Raw genomic sequence first — 14,477 nt, 5'->3', positions numbered from 1 at the left:
AGACCGCGCGGCGAACACCGCAGCCCCCGCCCGGACGGGGGCGGAGGCTGCGGTGGGTGTGCGGGGTACGGCGCGGGGTCAGGCGGAGACCAGGACCTTGTCCTTGTCGGCGGCCTCGGCCGTGTCGGCGTCCGCGTCCGCGTCGGCGAGCTCGGCCGGGGCCTCGTCCAGGAGGGAGGAGGAGGCGGTGGCGTAGGCCACCTTGTCCAGGATTCCCTCACGGGCCGAGACGATGACCGGGACCAGCGCCTGGCCGGCCACGTTCGTGGCGGTGCGCATCATGTCCAGGATCGGGTCGATCGCCATCAGCAGGCCCACGCCCTCCAGCGGGAGGCCCAGCGTGGAGAGGGTCAGGGTCAGCATGACCGTGGCGCCGGTCAGACCGGCCGTGGCGGCGGAGCCGACGACCGAGACGAAGGCGATCAGCAGGTAGTCGGTGATGCCGAGCTGTACGTCGAAGATCTGCGCGATGAAGATCGCGGCGAGCGCCGGGTAGATCGCGGCGCAGCCGTCCATCTTGGTGGTCGCGCCGAACGGGACGGCGAAGGAGGCGTACTCCTTCGGGACGCCGAGGCGCTCGGTGACCTTCTGGGTGACCGGCATCGTGCCGACGGAGGAGCGGGAGACGAAGGCCAGCTGGATGGCCGGCCAGGCGCCCTTGAAGAACTGGAGCGGGTTGACCTTGGCGACGGTCCACAGGAGCAGCGGGTAGACGCCGAACATCACGAGCGCGGAGCCGACGTACACGTCGACCGTGAAGGTGGCGTACTTGCCGAGCAGGTCCCAGCCGTACGTGGCGATCGCGGTGCCGATCAGACCGACGGTGCCGATCGGAGCGAGGCGGATGACCCACCACAGGGCCTTCTGGAGCAGTTCCAGGACCGACTCGGCCAGGCTCAGCACCGGCTGGGCCTTGGCGCCGAGCTGGAGGGCGGCGATGCCGGCGACGGCGGCGAGGAACACGATCTGCAGGACGTTCAGTTCGGTGAACGGCGTGATGATGTCGGTCGGCACGATGCCGGTCAGGAAGTCCAGCCAGGACCCTTCGCGCTTCGGCAGCTTGCCGTCCTGCGGGGTGAGGCCGGTGCCGGAGCCCGGGTTGGTGATCAGGCCGATGGCGAGGCCGATGGCCACCGCGATCAGCGAGGTGATCATGAACCAGAGCAGCGTGCGGGAGGCGAGCCGCGCCGCGTTGTTCACCTTGCGGAGGTTGGTGATCGACACCAGGATCGCGAAGAAGACGAGCGGGGCGACGGCCAGCTTCAGGAGCTGGACGAATATGTCGCCTATCTGCTCCAGGGTCGTGCCGAGCCAGCTGATCTCCTGGCTGCGGGAGACCCAGCCGAGCAGCACGCCGAGCACGAGGCCGGTGACGATCTGGGCCCAGAAGGGGAACTTGAAGGACTTCTTCGCCGGGGCGGACTCTACGGGGGCCTCGGCGGCAGGGGTCTGCGGTGACGCGGACACGGACACTCTCCGGGTGGGTCTGCGGTTTCTGCGGTGGGGTGGTGGTGCGGTGCGGCAGCACCCGGAAAAGCCAAGAGCCGGGCGGGCGGGACCGCTGCTGTGCCAGAGCTGGTCGCGGAACGGGTCGCGGGACTCAGCGACAACAGCAACAGGCCGCGGACGCGCGGCGGCAGAGGTCGACGTGCAGGCGCGCCACGAGCGGAACGCTCGTGATCGTTCGGTGCGCGGCTGTCGTCAACATGTTGAATACGCTAACACTTCACCTTTGGGAATCTCAAAGGCTCCCTTTGGGCCGACGGGCCCACCGCAGCCCGCGAAGCCCTGCGAACCCCCCGGAAAACGCCGAAAGCCCCGGCGTTCCGGGGGTGAACCCGGTGCCGAGGCTTTCGGTGTGTGATGAAGCTAACTGCGCCGACCGCGCTATCGAGCGGCGCGCGCGGCCTCGTCGACCGCGTCGTCCTCCTGGCTGCGGTTCGCGGCGAGCTTGTCCTTCGCGCCCGCGACGCGTCCGGCGATGACCGCGGACATCTCGTCGCGCTGCTTGCGCAGCAGCACGAAGGAGAGCGGCGCGGAGAGGACGAGGGCGAGCAGGACGACCCAGGCGGGGTTGGCGTCACCGAGGCCGGAGGGCACCCAGCCCAGCCGGACCAGAACGGCGACGACGACGAGGCACCCGACGAAGATCCCCAGGCGCATCGCGGTGTATCGGATCGTCGCGCTCGGCTTGAGGGACACGGTGACCCCTTCTCTCTCGTCGTCCTACGGCGGTACGTGCCCGTCCAGTGAAGCACGTCCGGGCCGCGGTCCGGGGCGCCGGGGGTCACCCGGCCCGGCCCCCCGGACCCCCACCGTCAGGAGATGCGGACGCCCGACCAGTTCGTGGCCTTGCCGACCTGCGTCCGGTTCTCGAAGCCGCCCTTGCCGTTGCCCCGGTTCAGCCAGGCGTGCCCGTCCTTGTCGACCGAGACCAGGTCGGCCTTGCCGTCCCCGGACAGGTCGAGCCCGCCGACCACGTCCTTGTAGGTGGTGCCCCAGTCCTTGAAGACCAGGGTCCGGGCCTTGAAGGTGCCGGCGCCGGTCCCGCCGAACCGCCACAGCTCGTTCGACGCGTCGAGGCCGAGCAGGTCGTTCTTGCCGTCGCCGTCGAGGTCCCCGGCGGAGATCAGCTTCTTGTACGCGCCGAAGCCGGACCCGGCGAGCGTGCGGGCCTTGAAGCCGACCTCACCGGTGTTCGCGTACACGTACAGCTTCCCGGTCGAGGCGGACCGGGTCACCAGGTCGGCCCGGCCGTCGCCGGTCACGTCGCCGGGCGAGAGGACCTGGTCGTACGCGCTCCAGTCCGAGGAGACGTTGACGTGGGCCGACTGCAGGTCGGGCAGCCCGCCGCAGGCCGTCAGGTAGACGCGGGCCTCGCCCTTCGGGAAGCGGACGAACACGTCGTTGCAGCCGTCGCCGTCGAGGTCGCCGAACGGCAGCACCTGCGTGTCCACCGACGTCCAGGTCATCGCGCGCTTGCCCGCGGTCAGCTTCGTCGCGTCGCCCGCGTACACCTTCGTCCCGGTGCCGCTCAGGCCGAACAGGTCGGCCTTGCCGTCGTCCGTGTGGTCACGCCACGCGGGCAGCGCGCGGCTGGTGGTGGTGGCCCGGTAGACGCCGGTCAGGACGACGTTGTTGGCCTCGTTCCGCTTGTACTCGTCCCACAGGACGACCGGCAGGCCGAGCGCGTCGGCGGTGATCCGGGGCTCCCCGGCCCAGCTGGTGCCCGTCGAGCTGAGCCGCTGCGGAGCGGACCAGCTGCCGCCCTTGAACACGGAGGCCATCACGTACTGCCCCTGCGAATACCCCTCCCGCCAGGTCAGCGTGACGGTGCCGCCCGACGTGGCGGCCGCGGAGACCGCGGTGACCGACTTGTGCGTGGAGAAGGGCTGCGTGTACGGCATCCACTCCCCGAGGGCCGCCGAGCGCACCGCGTACGAGAGCTGCCCCTGGGTGAAGGGGTCGACGGCGACGAAGAGGTCGCCGCCCGGCAGGTAGACGGGATCCCCCGCCATCTCGTACGTGTTGGTGCTTGGGAGCACGGCATGCGGGGTGCTCCACTCCCCGACCGCCGGGGACCAGCTCGTGTTCATGAGGGGCCCGACGCCGCCGTAGAACACGTCGAAGCCGCCCTGCGGCTGGGCGATGACCTTCGGGAGCGCGTTGACCACGCTGGGGACCGGGAAGTCCTTGACCGCGGTCCACCCGGCCGCGCCCGGGGCCTTCTGCAGGGCCACGACGGCCTTGCTCTTCTTCCACTGCCACACCAGCAGGGCGGTGCCGTTCCTGGCGACCGCCAGGTCCATGGAGACGATGTCCCGGCTGCCGGACGGCGGCTGCTCGTTGAGGACGGCCGGAGCGCTCCACGCGGCCTTCGGACCGGCCTTCTCGACGGCCTTCACGACGCCGAAGACCGACCACACCGCGGTCAGCCGGCCGTCGGGGGTGGCCGCCAGGTAGTGGTGGCCCTTCTCGGGGACCGGGGCCACGTACTCCGGCTCGGAGAAGGCGGTCGCGCCGGGCGCGAGGGTGGCCACCTTCAGCCAGGGGTTGTCGTGGTCGTCGGCCCGCTTGGCCCGCCACACCAGGCGTACGGAGCCGTCGGCGAGCGCGACCAGCTCGGTGTTGTACCCGCCGGCGTCCGGCCAGGCCTGCGCGGAGAGCCAGCTGGTGGCGCCCGCGGGCCGGATCCGGGTGGAGCGGGAGAGCCCGTCGCCGGTGAGGGAGACGAGCGCGCCGTTCCCCGCCGACACCAGGGCGTTCAGCCCGCCCGAGGCGGAAGCGGGGTCGGGGCTCGGAGCGTGCAGGGTACTGGCGCCCCACGGGCCCGGCGCACGCGTCGCGGCGGCGGCGGCCGGAGCGGCGGCCGCCGCGAGGGCGTCGGCAGCAGTGGTGGCGTCGGCCGCCGCAGCCGTGCCCGCGGCCGGAGCGGCGGCGACGGCCGGAGCCGCGGCCGCCAGGGCGAGTACGGGAGTGAGCGCGATGCCCAGCAGCGCGCGGGAATACGAAGTCATGAGAGAAGCCCCCCCGGGCAGGACGATCCGGTGGCCCGGATGCGCCGGACTGTTCGAACAGATCGTGCGCAGCGTATATCAGCCAAGATCACCCGGGGCCGGGGATTCCCGAGAGACGGCCTAGTGCAGCGGCAGCAGCATGGTGATGTCGTCGCGGTCGTCGCCCGGGGCCACCCGGATCGCGTCGGGGACGCGGCCGACCTCCTTGTAGCCGCAGGCGGCGTAGAAGTGCTCCAGGCCCAGCCCGCCGCGGCAGCCGAGGCGGATCGCCTCGATGCCCTCCATCGTGCGGGCGGCGTCCGCGACGGCCTCCATCAGCGCGCGGCCGGCGCCGCGGCCCTGGAGGGCGGGGTCGACCATGACGGTGTAGGCCCAGACCCAGTGCTTCTGCAGCCGGTGCTGGTTGGCGGCGAGGACGGCGGTGGCGCGCACCCGGCCGGTGGCGTCGCGTCCGACGAGCAGGCGGCTGCGGCCCCCGGCGGCCGCGGCGAGGTGTTTGTCCACCTCCGGCCGCACGTCCTCGACGGCGACGGGCGCCACGAAGCCCACCGCACCGCCGGCGTTGGTCACGTCGGCCCAGAGCACGGCGAATTCCTCGGCCAGGGCGGGGCCGACGACCGGATCGAAGGTGTAAGTAAGGGTCATGATCCGAGTTTAACTATTACCGCACCTCGTGCGCAAAGGGCCCCGGCCACCCCCTGAGGGGGACCGGGGCCCGAAGCGTCACAGCAGGGGCCGGACCGTCAGACCCGCATCGCCTGCGGCGTCTCGCGGAGCTCCGCGTCCGCGCCGGGGTACTCGCGGATGATCTCGTAGCGCGTGTTGCGCTCGACCGGGCGGAAGCCCGCCTCGCGGATCAGCTCCAGCAGGTCCTCGCGGCCCAGCTTGTTCGGGGTGCCGTAGTTGTCCGCGTCGTGCGTGATCTTGTACTCGACGACCGAGCCGTCCATGTCGTCCGCGCCGTGCTGGAGCGCGAGCTGCGCCGTCTGCACGCCGTGCATCACCCAGAAGACCTTCACGTGCGGGACGTTGTCGAAGAGCAGGCGGGAGACCGCGAAGGTCTTCAGTGCCTCGGCGCCCGTCGCCATCGTCGTGCGCGCCTGGAGCTTGTTGCGTACCTTGCCGTCCTTCATGTCCACGAAGTCGTGCTGGTAGCGCAGCGGGATGAAGACCTGGAAACCGCCGGTCTCGTCCTGCAGTTCGCGCAGCCGCAGCACGTGGTCCACGCGGTGGCGCGGCTCCTCGATGTGCCCGTAGAGCATCGTCGCCGGGGTCTTGAGGCCCTTGGAGTGCGCCAGGCGGTGGATGCGCGACCAGTCTTCCCAGTGGGTGTTGTGGTCGACGATGTGCTGGCGGACCTCCCAGTCGAAGATCTCCGCGCCGCCGCCGGTGAGGGACTCCAGACCGGCCTCGATCAGCTCGTCGAGGATGTCGGAGGCCGACATCCCGGAGATCGTCTCGAAGTGGTGGATCTCGGTCGCCGTGAACGCCTTCAGCGAGACGTTCGGCAGCGCCTCCTTCAGCGCGGAGAGCGAGCGCGGGTAGTACCGCCACGGCAGGCTGGGGTGCAGGCCGTTGACGATGTGCAGCTCGGTGAGGTTCTCGCCCTCCATGGTCTTGGCCAGGCGGACGGCCTCCTCGATGCGCATCGTGTACGCGTCCTTCTCGCCCGGCTTGCGCTGGAACGAGCAGTACGCGCACGAGGCCGTGCACACGTTGGTCATGTTGAGGTGGCGGTTGACGTTGAAGTGGACGACGTCGCCGTTCTTCCGCGTGCGCACCTCGTGGGCGAGGCCGCCGAGCCAGGCCAGGTCGTCGGACTCGTAGAGGGCGATGCCGTCCTCACGGGTCAGCCGCTCGCCGGAGCGAACCTTGTCCTCCAGCTCACGCTTGAGCCCAGCGTCCATGCCGGTCCACTCCCTCTGTCCTCTGTCCTCGCGCCGCTCGCGCCTGCCGCCCTACGCGGACCGCGCCCCCACCGTACTCTCAGCGCCCTCAGGCTTCTTCCGGCAGGCCCCCGACCCGGTTCTCCCACTTGGTGGAGAGCACGATCGTCGTGCGCGTGCGCGAGACGCCCTTGGTGCTGGAGAGCTTGCGGATGATCCGCTCCAGCCCGTCCACGTCACCGGCCCGGACCTTGAGCATGTAGGAGTCGTCGCCGGCGATGAACCAGCAGTCCTCGATCTCGGAGAGGTCGCGCAGCCGGCGGGCCACGTCCTCGTGGTCCGCGGCATCGGAGAGCGAGATGCCGATCAGTGCCGTGACGCCCAGGCCGAGCGAGGCCGCGTCCACGGTCGCGCGGTAGCCGGTGATCACTCCGGCCGTCTCCAGCCGGTTGATCCGGTCGGTGACGCTGGGGCCGGAGAGGCCCACGAGCCGGCCCAGCTCGGCGTACGAGGCACGTCCGTTCTCACGAAGTGCCTGGATGAGCTGCTTGTCCACCGCGTCCATGTACCTGGAACCTTCCATTATTCGGCAATCCCTCAAGTTTACGTATAGAATCTAAGGTGCACAGGGTCGACACCCTGTGAATCTTTCAACAGATCAACGACGATCTGACAATTTTCAGGAGTGGTTCACCGTGTACACGATCGAGATGGCCTACGCGCACATGCGACAGCTCCAGGAGCTGGCCAACCGATCCCGCACCGACCAGCCCGTCGCCGCCCACCGTGTCGACAAGATGCGCAAGCCGGGGCGCGCCAAGAAGCGCTAAGCGCCACCGCTTTCCCCCCGGGGACGGGAGCCTCCGAGCTCCCCTTCCCACCGGCGGTACAGCCCGTGCGGCACCCCTGCCGCGTCGAGCACCCGCCCCGCGACGAAGTCCACCAGATCCTGGATGTGCGTCGCACCCGCGTAGAACGCCGGAGAGGCGGGCAGCACCACTGCGCCCGCCTCGTCCAGGCTCACCAGATGCTTCAGCGTCTGCCCGCTCAGCGGGGTCTCCCGTACCGCCACCACCAGCCGGCGCCGCTCCTTGAGCGTCACGCTCGCGACCCGCTGGAGCAGGTCCTTCGACAGCCCGAGCGCCACCCCGGCCACGCAGGCCGTGGACGCGGGCACGATCAGCATCCCCTTGACGGGGTACGAGCCGCTGCTCGGTCCGGCCGCCAGGTCCCCCGCCGCCCAGTGGCGCACGCCGTCCAGTTCCGGGCGCGCGAAGGTGCCGGGCTTGCCGTCGGCCCCGCGCTGCAGCCACTCCCCCAGGTCGCCCTGCCAGTGCGCGTCGCGGAAGGCGATCCCCGTCTCGTCCAGCAGGGTCAGTCTGGACGCCCGGCTCACCACCAGGTCCACGCTCTCGCCCGCCGCCAGCAGCCCGCGGATCACGGCGGCCGCGTACGGCGTCCCGGACGCCCCGGAAACCCCGACCACCCACGGGGTGCGCTTGCCCTCAGTCATACCTCCGAGACTATCCGGCCACCGACGACGGGCACTGGCTAAGGTGTCGGCACGTTCAAGGGGTGGACACGGCGGAGGGGTCGTCATGAGCGCAAGCAGTACACACCCGGGCGGTACGGGCCCCGTCGCCCGGAGCCTGACCGGCCGGGCCGCGGCCGCCGCGAAGCTGATGCTGGGCTGGGTCGCACTGCTGTGGCTGATCGAGGCCGTCGACCACGCCACGGGCCACGCGCTCGACGCCTACGGGATCAAGGCCCGGGAGGCCGACGGCCTGAGCGGCATCCCCCTGGCGCCCTTCCTGCACTTCGGCTTCGACCACGTCGCCTCCAACAGCGTCCCGCTGCTGGTCCTCGGCTTCGTCACCGCACTGAGCGGCATCGGCCGCTTCCTGGCCGTCTGCGCGGCCATCGCCCTGGCCGACGGGTTCGCCGTCTGGCTGATCTCCCCGCCCCACACCATCACGGCGGGCGCCTCGGGCCTGATTTTCGGCCTCTTCGGCTACCTGCTGATCCGCGGCTTCGTGGAACGCAACCCCCTCGGCGTGGCGGTCGCCGTGGTCATCGCCGCCGTCTGGGGCACGACCTTCCTGGCCGGAGCCCTCCCCACGGACTCGGTGGTCAGCTGGCAGGCCCACCTCTTCGGCCTCCTGGCCGGCGCGGCGGTGGCCACGGTGGCCCGGCCCCGGCCGGAGGTGGCGGCCCTCTAGGCCGCGAACCGCCGGATACCGCCGGATACCGACGGATACCGCCGGGCACACACGATCGAGCTACAGCGACAGGCCCCGCACCACCAGGTCCGCCAGCGCGCACACGAACAGCGCCATCCCGATGAAACCGTTCACCGTGAAGAAGGCCCGGTTCAGCCGGGACAGGTCGTGCGGGGTGACGATGGTGTGCTCGTAGACGAAGGCCGCCACGACGATCAGCAGGCCCAGCCAGAACAGCCAGCCCGCGTCCGTCGCCACCGCGTACCAGGCCAGCAGGCCCGTGGTCACCACGTGCGCGCCGCGCGCGCCCCACAGGGCGGCCGGGATGCCGAAGCGGGCCGGGACGGACCTGACGCCCTCCGCGCGGTCCGCGGCCACGTCCTGGCAGGCGAAGATCAGGTCGAAGCCGCCGATCCACACGCCCACCGCGAGGCCGAGGATCACCGCGTCCCAGGACCACTCACCCGTGATCGCGATCCAGGCCCCGACCGGGCCCATCGCCTGGGCGATGCCGAGGATCGCGTGCGGGAAGTTCGTGAACCGCTTCCCGTACGGGTACACCACCATCGGCACCACGGCGATCGGCGCCAGCATCAGGCAGAGCGGGTTCAGCAGCGCCGCCGAGCCGAGGAAGACGGCCAGGGCGATCCCGGCGCCGGTCCACGCGGAGCGGACCGAGACGGCGCCCGTGACCAGCTCCCGCCCGGCGGTGCGCGGGTTCCGCGCGTCGATCTCCCGGTCGATGATCCGGTTGGCGGCCATCGCGAAGGTCCGCAGGCCCACCATGCAGACGGTGACGAGCAGCAGCTTCGTCCAGTGCATCCGCTCGTCGAGCGTGTACATGGCGGTGAGCGCGGCGATGTAGGCGAAGGGCAGCGCGAAGACCGAGTGCTCGATCATCACGAGCCGCAGGAAGGCCTTGACCTTGCCGACCGGCTGCGGCGCCGGGCCGGACGAGCCGAGCAGTTCGTCGGCGGTCGTCATCATGCGAGGCTTCTCCGGAAGTCTTCGAGGTCGGCCAGCAGGTCGGCCGTGGGGAGCGTGCCCAGCTCCAGGGTCCACGGGCCCTCGTCGTGGCCCTCGGGCGGGGTGACGTGGGCGGTCAGCCGCCAGGTGGTGGGGGACGGGCTCGCGTCCAGGCGCAGGAAGTTCCCGGCCTCGGCGGTGAACGGCTCGCCCGCGACCAGGGCGCGCTGGAGCTGCTCGGTGAAGTCGTCGGCCTCGATGTCCCGCGCGCCGGGCAGCTCGAAGCCGTCGCCCTCGCCGTCCTCCTCGAACATCAGCGCCCAGACGTTGCCGGGCCCCGCGAACTCCTCGGGCGTCACGCCCGCCTCCTCGGCGGCCAGGACGACGCCCGGGTCGGCCGGGTCGAGCTCCGGGCGGACCAGGGCCACGTAGACCTCGTCGGTCCCGATGAAGAGGGCCGGGCCCCCCATGGCGACGGTGCTCACAGTCCGTACTCCTTCCAGCGGCTGTCGACCAGGGCGGCGGTCGCCGGGTCGGACTCGACCATGTCAGGCCAGCCGCCGTCCCGGGTGTACCCCTCCGTCGGCAGCTTCTTCGTGGCGTCGATGCCCGCCTTGCCTCCCCAGAACTGCTGGTAGGAGGCGTGGTCCAGGTGGTCGACGGGGCCCTCCACGACGGTGAGGTCGCGGGAGTAGTCCGTGTTGCCGAGCGCCCGCCAGGAGACCTCGTGGAGGTCGTGGACGTCGCAGTCCTTGTCCACCACGATGATCAGCTTGGTCAGCGACATCATGTGCGCGCCCCAGATGGCGTGCATGACCTTCTGCGCGTGCTTCGGGTACTTCTTGTCGATCGAGACGATCGCGCAGTTGTGGAAGCCGCCCGACTCGGGGAGGTGGTAGTCCACGATGTCCGGGACGATGATCTTCAGGAGCGGCAGGAAGAAGCGTTCCGTCGCGCGGCCGAGCGGGCCGTCCTCCGTCGGCGGGCGGCCGACGACGATCGACTGGATCAGCGGACGCTTGCGCATCGTCACGCAGTCGATCGTCAGCGCGGGGAACGGCTCCTGCGGGGTGTAGAAGCCCGTGTGGTCGCCGAAGGGGCCCTCGGGGAGGGTCTCCCCGGGCTCCAGCCAGCCCTCGATGACCACCTCGGCGTGGGCCGGGACCTGGAGCGGGACCGTCTTGCAGTCGACCATCTCGATCCGCTTGCCCGCCACGAACCCGGCGAAGAGGTACTCGTCGATGTCGCCCGGCAGCGGCGCGGTCGAGGCGTACGTCACGGCCGGCGGGCAGCCGAAGGCGATGGCGACCGGCAGCCGCTCACCGCGGGCCGCGGCCACCGCGTAGTGGTTGCGGCTGTCCTTGTGGATCTGCCAGTGCATGCCGATGGTGCGCTTGTCGTGGCGCTGGAGGCGGTACAGGCCGAGGTTGCGCACGCCCGTCTCCGGGTGCTTGGTGTGCGTCAGGCCGAGGTTGAAGAAGGACCCGCCGTCCTTGGGCCAGGTGAACAGGGCCGGGAGCCGGTCCAGGTCCACGTCGTCGCCGGTGAGGACGACCTCCTGCACGGGCGCGGACTCGCCCTTCACCTTCTTCGGCGGCACGTGCACCATCGAGCCGAGCTTGCCGAAGGCCTCGCGGACGCCGATGAAGCCCTGGGGCAGCTCCGGCTTGAGCAGGCCGCCGATCTTCTCGCTGATCTCGGCGTACGACTTCAGCCCCAGCGCCTTCAGCAGGCGCCGGTCGGTCCCGAAGACGTTCATGGCCAGCGGCATCGCCGAGCCCTTGACGTTCTCGAAGAGCAGCGCGGGTCCGCCCGCCTTGTTCACTCTGTCGACGATCTCCCCGACCTCTAGGTACGGGTCCACCTCGGCCTTGATGCGCTTGAGGTCGCCCTCCCGCTCGAGGGCCCGGAGCAGCGAGCGGAGATCGTCGTAAGCCATGCGGCAATTGTGGCATCCCCGCTCCGAGCCCGAACCGCGGCCGGGCCTCTACCCTGGAGGAGTCCACGGCGGACCCGTCCGGTCCGCGCCGTTCTTCTGGGGGTCGGTCCCACACCGTGCTGCGCTATCTGCCGTTCCTGCTGATCATCGCGCTGACCATCTACACCTTCATCGACTGCCTGAACACGCCGGAGGAAGAGGTCAAACACCTTCCGAAGGTCGTCTGGGTGCTGATCATCCTGCTCTTCTCGATCGTCGGTCCGGTGGTGTGGCTGTTCGCGGGCAAGAAGCGGGTGCCCGGCGGCGCCGGCCGGCCGCGGCAGGGCCGCCGCACCTGGGTGGCCCCCGACGATAACCCGGAGTTCCTGAAGTCCCTGCGCGAGGAGCAGGACGAGAAGAACAGGAACGACAAGGACACGGACTGACGGCTCCTCGGCGGGGGTTCCCCGGCCGAAGACGCCTCAGGCCGGGGCGTGGTCACCGGCCTTCGCCGTGCGCTGCGCCGCCTGCGCGAAGGCGCGTACGGCGCCGGTGTCCTCGCCCGCGCGCCAGACCAGGCCGTAGCCGACCGGCTCGGCGTCGGCCACGGGGACGTGGGTGACGCCCGGCCGGGCGTGGTAGGCCGCGGCGTGGGCCGAGGTCAGCAGGGCGCCCCGGCCGGCCGCGACCATCATCAGCGCCTCCTGGAGGTTCGTCACCTCCGGGCCGCGCCGGATCGGCCGGCCGCCCGGGGTCCGCGCGGGGGCGTGGTGTTCGCGCAGGTACGGGGGCAGGTCCCCGGCCACGCTCAGCAGCGCGACCCCCGCCAGCTCCTCCAGCGTCACGGAGTCCCGCGCGGCCAGCGGATGCCCGGCGGCGACGGCCAGCGACCGCGCCTCGGTGAACAGGGTCGGCCCCTCCCCCAGGTCGGGTTCGCGGACCGGGAACTCGGCGAAGGCCACGTCGAAGGCGCCGCCGCGCAGTTGCCCGTACGGGTCGGAGAGCGGCACCTCGCACACCTCGACGGTGATGCCGGGGTGGGTGCCGCGCAGGGCTTGCGCGGTGCGCAGGACGAGTTCGCCCGCGGGCGGGGTGGTGAAGCCGACGTGCAGCACCCCGTCCGCGGCGCGGGCCGTCGCGGCGGCCCGGTCCAGGGCGGCGGCGATGCCGCGGTGATGGGGTTCGAGGTCGGCGCGGAGCTGCGCGCCGAGCGCGGTGAGGGCGACGCTGCGGCTGGTGCGCAGGAAGAGCCGGGCTCCCACGCGCCGCTCCAGGCGTTGGACGAGCTGGCTGACGCGGGCCCGGGAGAGCAGCATGCGCTCGGCGGTGCGGCCGAAGTGCAGTTCCTCGGCCAGGATCAGGAAGCAGTCGAGCTCATCGCGATCGGTAAGCATGGCTGAACGAACGTTGAGATGTTCGGCGTTGTTCCCGTGCGGGCGGCGGGCGAGGGTGGTTGAGCCGGCAACTTTCCGCTCCTCCCTCCGTACTGCGAGGTCTCTCCATGCACACCATCCGCGGGCGCCGGCTCGGCGTCCTGCTCGTCCTGTGCGGCGCCATCTTCCTCGAAGGCATCGACGTCGCGATGCTGAACGTGGCCCTGCCGTCCATCCGCGCCGACCTAGGCCTCGAAACCGGCACGCTCCAGTGGGTGATGAGCGCCTACGTGCTCGGCTACGGCGGCTTCATGCTGCTCGGCGGCCGCGCGGCCGACCTCTTCGGACGCCGCCGGATGTTCATCGGCTGGCTGACGGTGTTCCTGCTCTTCTCCGGGCTCGGCGGCCTGGCCACCGAGGGCTGGCAGCTGATCGCGGCCCGCTTCGTGACCGGGGTCGCCGCCGCCTTCATGACCCCGGCGGGCCTGTCCATCATCACCACCGGCTTCGACGAGGGGCCCCAGCGCGAGAAGGCGCTGCTGGTCTACTCGGGCACGGCCGCCGCCGGGTTCTCCGTCGGGCTGGTCGCGGGCGGACTGCTCGCCTCGGTGGGCTGGCGCTGGGTGTTCTTCGCTCCGGTGGCGCTGGCCGCGCTGATCCTGGCGGGCGCGCTGGCCTTCGTACCGAAGGCCGCGGCGGCCGAAAGGGCCGCACTGCGCGAGCGGGGCCGGATCGACGTGTGGGGCGGGGTGCTCGTGACCGCGGGCGTCGTCCTGCTCGTCCTCGGCGTGGAGGAGCTCGCGGCGCTGCCCGTGGTGGCGGGGCTGGCGCTGCTCGGGGCGTTCGCCCTCGTGGAGCGGCGCACGGCCGAGCCCCTGGTGCGGCTCGGCATCCTGCGCTCGCCCGGACTGCTGCGGGCCAACGCGGCGGCGCTGCTCTTCTCGGCGGCGTTCTTCGGCTTCCAGTTCCTGGTGGTGCTCTACCTCCAGGAACTGCGCGGCTGGTCCACCCTGCAGACCAGTCTCGCGATGCTGGTGATCGGGATCGACGCGGTCCTCTCGCCGACCGTGGTGCCCAAGCTGGTGTCGCGGTACGGGAACGGCCGGCTGATCTTCGCCGGTCTGCTGCTGGCGGCGCTGGCGTACGGGCTGTTCCTGCCGCTGGGCGCCGACTGGTCCTACCTGCTCATGCTGCCGAGCCTGATCGTGCTCGGGCTGGCCTTCGCCCTGGTCTACGGGCCGCTGACCATCGTCGCCACCGAGGGGGTCGCGGAGGAGGAGCAGGGCCTGGCGGGCGGTCTCCTCTACACGGCGTTCCAGTTCGGCGCGGCGCTCGGCCTGGCGGGTGTGACGGGTGTCGCGGCCGGCGCCGCCGAGCCCCTGGAGGGGTACCGGGCCGCGCTGCTCGTCCCCTTCGCCGCCGTACTGGTGGCCGCGGCGATCAGCCTGCCGGGGCTCCGGCGGGGCTCACACCGCCCAGGGCAGGGGGCGGGCGCCCTCGGTGCCGGGGACGCTGACGAGGCCGTCGGCGCGCATGGCGACGTACACCTCGGTGTCCGCCAGGGCGTGGACGTGGCGCAGGACGTCCGGGGGTAGCAC

16 protein-coding genes are annotated in these 14,477 nt (G+C 71.3%); 4 read left to right on the top strand and 12 right to left on the bottom strand.

All coding sequences use genetic code 11. The annotated features are described in order from the left end of the window. Nucleotides 1-78 precede the first annotated feature (78 nt). The 7 genes from ACWCP2_RS24205 to ACWCP2_RS24175 form a co-directional block, all read right to left on the bottom strand. Nucleotides 79-1,473, bottom strand: a complete 1,395-nt coding sequence (locus tag ACWCP2_RS24205; RefSeq protein ID WP_450910654.1) for a dicarboxylate/amino acid:cation symporter — start codon at nt 1,471-1,473, stop codon at nt 79-81. 127 nt (nt 1,474-1,600) lie between these two features. Beyond that, nucleotides 1,601-1,708 carry a putative leader peptide gene (locus tag ACWCP2_RS24200; protein ID WP_450910653.1) on the bottom strand — a complete coding sequence of 36 codons (108 nt, stop codon included), beginning with the start codon at nt 1,706-1,708 and terminating at the stop codon, nt 1,601-1,603. Between the two features lie 179 nt (nt 1,709-1,887). After that, nucleotides 1,888-2,163: a DUF4229 domain-containing protein gene (locus ACWCP2_RS24195; protein WP_450910689.1), complete on the bottom strand. Its 276-nt coding sequence runs from the start codon at nt 2,161-2,163 to the stop codon at nt 1,888-1,890. 155 nt (nt 2,164-2,318) lie between these two features. Continuing rightward, nucleotides 2,319-4,517, bottom strand: coding sequence for an FG-GAP repeat domain-containing protein (locus ACWCP2_RS24190; protein WP_450910652.1), 2,199 nt, complete (start codon nt 4,515-4,517; stop codon nt 2,319-2,321). A gap of 120 nt (nt 4,518-4,637) precedes the next feature. Further along, entirely contained in the window at nt 4,638-5,162 is a 525-nt protein-coding gene (locus tag ACWCP2_RS24185; protein ID WP_450910651.1) for an N-acetyltransferase family protein, read from the bottom strand. A 98-nt stretch (nt 5,163-5,260) separates the two neighbouring features. Further along, the gene (mqnE, locus tag ACWCP2_RS24180; protein ID WP_450910650.1) at nt 5,261-6,424 is read right to left on the bottom strand and encodes an aminofutalosine synthase MqnE; all 1,164 of its coding nucleotides are present in this window, start codon (nt 6,422-6,424) and stop codon (nt 5,261-5,263) included. Nucleotides 6,425-6,512: 88 nt separating this feature from the next. After that, nucleotides 6,513-6,968, bottom strand: coding sequence for an Lrp/AsnC family transcriptional regulator (locus tag ACWCP2_RS24175; RefSeq protein WP_243340137.1), 456 nt, complete (start codon nt 6,966-6,968; stop codon nt 6,513-6,515). A gap of 130 nt (nt 6,969-7,098) precedes the next feature. On the opposite strand from ACWCP2_RS24175, the gene ACWCP2_RS24170 reads away from it, so the two are divergent. Next, entirely contained in the window at nt 7,099-7,233 is a 135-nt protein-coding gene (locus tag ACWCP2_RS24170) for a hypothetical protein (protein ID WP_266905748.1), read from the top strand. Here ACWCP2_RS24170 and ACWCP2_RS24165 read toward each other — a convergent pair. After that, nucleotides 7,230-7,916 (bottom strand): UbiX family flavin prenyltransferase, encoded by a 687-nt coding sequence (locus ACWCP2_RS24165; RefSeq protein WP_450910649.1) that lies wholly within the window; start codon nt 7,914-7,916, stop codon nt 7,230-7,232. The two genes, ACWCP2_RS24170 and ACWCP2_RS24165, sit on opposite strands and share 4 nt — an antisense overlap. Before the next feature lie 85 nt (nt 7,917-8,001). Between ACWCP2_RS24165 and ACWCP2_RS24160 the strand changes: the two genes are divergently transcribed. Further along, nucleotides 8,002-8,622, top strand: a complete 621-nt coding sequence (locus tag ACWCP2_RS24160) for a rhomboid family intramembrane serine protease (RefSeq protein WP_450910648.1) — start codon at nt 8,002-8,004, stop codon at nt 8,620-8,622. Nucleotides 8,623-8,682: 60 nt separating this feature from the next. Here ACWCP2_RS24160 and mqnP read toward each other — a convergent pair whose 3' ends face one another. From mqnP to ACWCP2_RS24145, 3 genes are read right to left on the bottom strand one after another with little or no spacing between them, the layout of a single operon-like run. Next, nucleotides 8,683-9,609, bottom strand: coding sequence for a menaquinone biosynthesis prenyltransferase MqnP (gene mqnP, locus ACWCP2_RS24155; RefSeq protein ID WP_450910647.1), 927 nt, complete (start codon nt 9,607-9,609; stop codon nt 8,683-8,685). After that, a complete protein-coding gene (locus tag ACWCP2_RS24150) occupies nt 9,606-10,073 on the bottom strand; it encodes a hypothetical protein (protein WP_450910646.1) in 468 nt (155 codons plus the stop codon). The genes mqnP and ACWCP2_RS24150 overlap by 4 nt, the downstream gene beginning before the upstream one ends. Then, nucleotides 10,070-11,527: a menaquinone biosynthesis decarboxylase gene (locus tag ACWCP2_RS24145; protein WP_450910645.1), complete on the bottom strand. Its 1,458-nt coding sequence runs from the start codon at nt 11,525-11,527 to the stop codon at nt 10,070-10,072. Before ACWCP2_RS24145 ends, ACWCP2_RS24150 begins: the two co-directional genes overlap by 4 nt. A gap of 116 nt (nt 11,528-11,643) precedes the next feature. Here ACWCP2_RS24145 and ACWCP2_RS24140 point away from each other — a divergent pair, with 116 nt between their 5' ends. After that, nucleotides 11,644-11,952, top strand: a complete 309-nt coding sequence (locus tag ACWCP2_RS24140; RefSeq protein ID WP_450910644.1) for a PLD nuclease N-terminal domain-containing protein — start codon at nt 11,644-11,646, stop codon at nt 11,950-11,952. A gap of 36 nt (nt 11,953-11,988) precedes the next feature. On the opposite strand, the gene ACWCP2_RS24135 is transcribed toward ACWCP2_RS24140, so the two are convergent. Beyond that, the gene (locus ACWCP2_RS24135) at nt 11,989-12,900 is read right to left on the bottom strand and encodes a LysR family transcriptional regulator (RefSeq protein ID WP_450910643.1); all 912 of its coding nucleotides are present in this window, start codon (nt 12,898-12,900) and stop codon (nt 11,989-11,991) included. 107 nt (nt 12,901-13,007) lie between these two features. Here ACWCP2_RS24135 and ACWCP2_RS24130 point away from each other — a divergent pair, with 107 nt between their 5' ends. Further along, on the top strand, nt 13,008-14,474 hold the full coding sequence (locus tag ACWCP2_RS24130) for an MFS transporter (protein ID WP_450910642.1): 1,467 nt from the start codon (nt 13,008-13,010) through the stop codon (nt 14,472-14,474). Nucleotides 14,475-14,477 lie beyond the last annotated feature (3 nt).

This window comes from Streptomyces sp. NPDC002104, assembly GCF_053593795.1.
Note: the sequence above shows the minus strand (reverse complement) of the source record. Positions and strands in the feature narration are given on the sequence as shown.

Excerpts from the sequence above, each read along its gene's own strand:
- ACWCP2_RS24200 (WP_450910653.1), bottom strand. The coding sequence starts at position 1,708 with ATGTTGACGACAGCCGCGCACCGAACGATCACGAGCGTTCCGCTCGTG.
- ACWCP2_RS24195 (WP_450910689.1), bottom strand. The coding sequence starts at position 2,163 with ATGCGCCTGGGGATCTTCGTCGGGTGCCTCGTCGTCGTCGCCGTTCTG.
- ACWCP2_RS24190 (WP_450910652.1), bottom strand. The coding sequence starts at position 4,517 with ATGACTTCGTATTCCCGCGCGCTGCTGGGCATCGCGCTCACTCCCGTA.
- ACWCP2_RS24185 (WP_450910651.1), bottom strand. The coding sequence starts at position 5,162 with ATGACCCTTACTTACACCTTCGATCCGGTCGTCGGCCCCGCCCTGGCC.
- mqnE (WP_450910650.1), bottom strand. The coding sequence starts at position 6,424 with ATGGACGCTGGGCTCAAGCGTGAGCTGGAGGACAAGGTTCGCTCCGGC.
- ACWCP2_RS24175 (WP_243340137.1), bottom strand. The coding sequence starts at position 6,968 with ATGGACGCGGTGGACAAGCAGCTCATCCAGGCACTTCGTGAGAACGGA.
- ACWCP2_RS24165 (WP_450910649.1), bottom strand. The coding sequence starts at position 7,916 with ATGACTGAGGGCAAGCGCACCCCGTGGGTGGTCGGGGTTTCCGGGGCG.
- ACWCP2_RS24160 (WP_450910648.1), top strand. The coding sequence starts at position 8,002 with ATGAGCGCAAGCAGTACACACCCGGGCGGTACGGGCCCCGTCGCCCGG.
- mqnP (WP_450910647.1), bottom strand. The coding sequence starts at position 9,609 with ATGATGACGACCGCCGACGAACTGCTCGGCTCGTCCGGCCCGGCGCCG.
- ACWCP2_RS24145 (WP_450910645.1), bottom strand. The coding sequence starts at position 11,527 with ATGGCTTACGACGATCTCCGCTCGCTGCTCCGGGCCCTCGAGCGGGAG.
- ACWCP2_RS24135 (WP_450910643.1), bottom strand. The coding sequence starts at position 12,900 with ATGCTTACCGATCGCGATGAGCTCGACTGCTTCCTGATCCTGGCCGAG.
- ACWCP2_RS24130 (WP_450910642.1), top strand. The coding sequence starts at position 13,008 with ATGCACACCATCCGCGGGCGCCGGCTCGGCGTCCTGCTCGTCCTGTGC.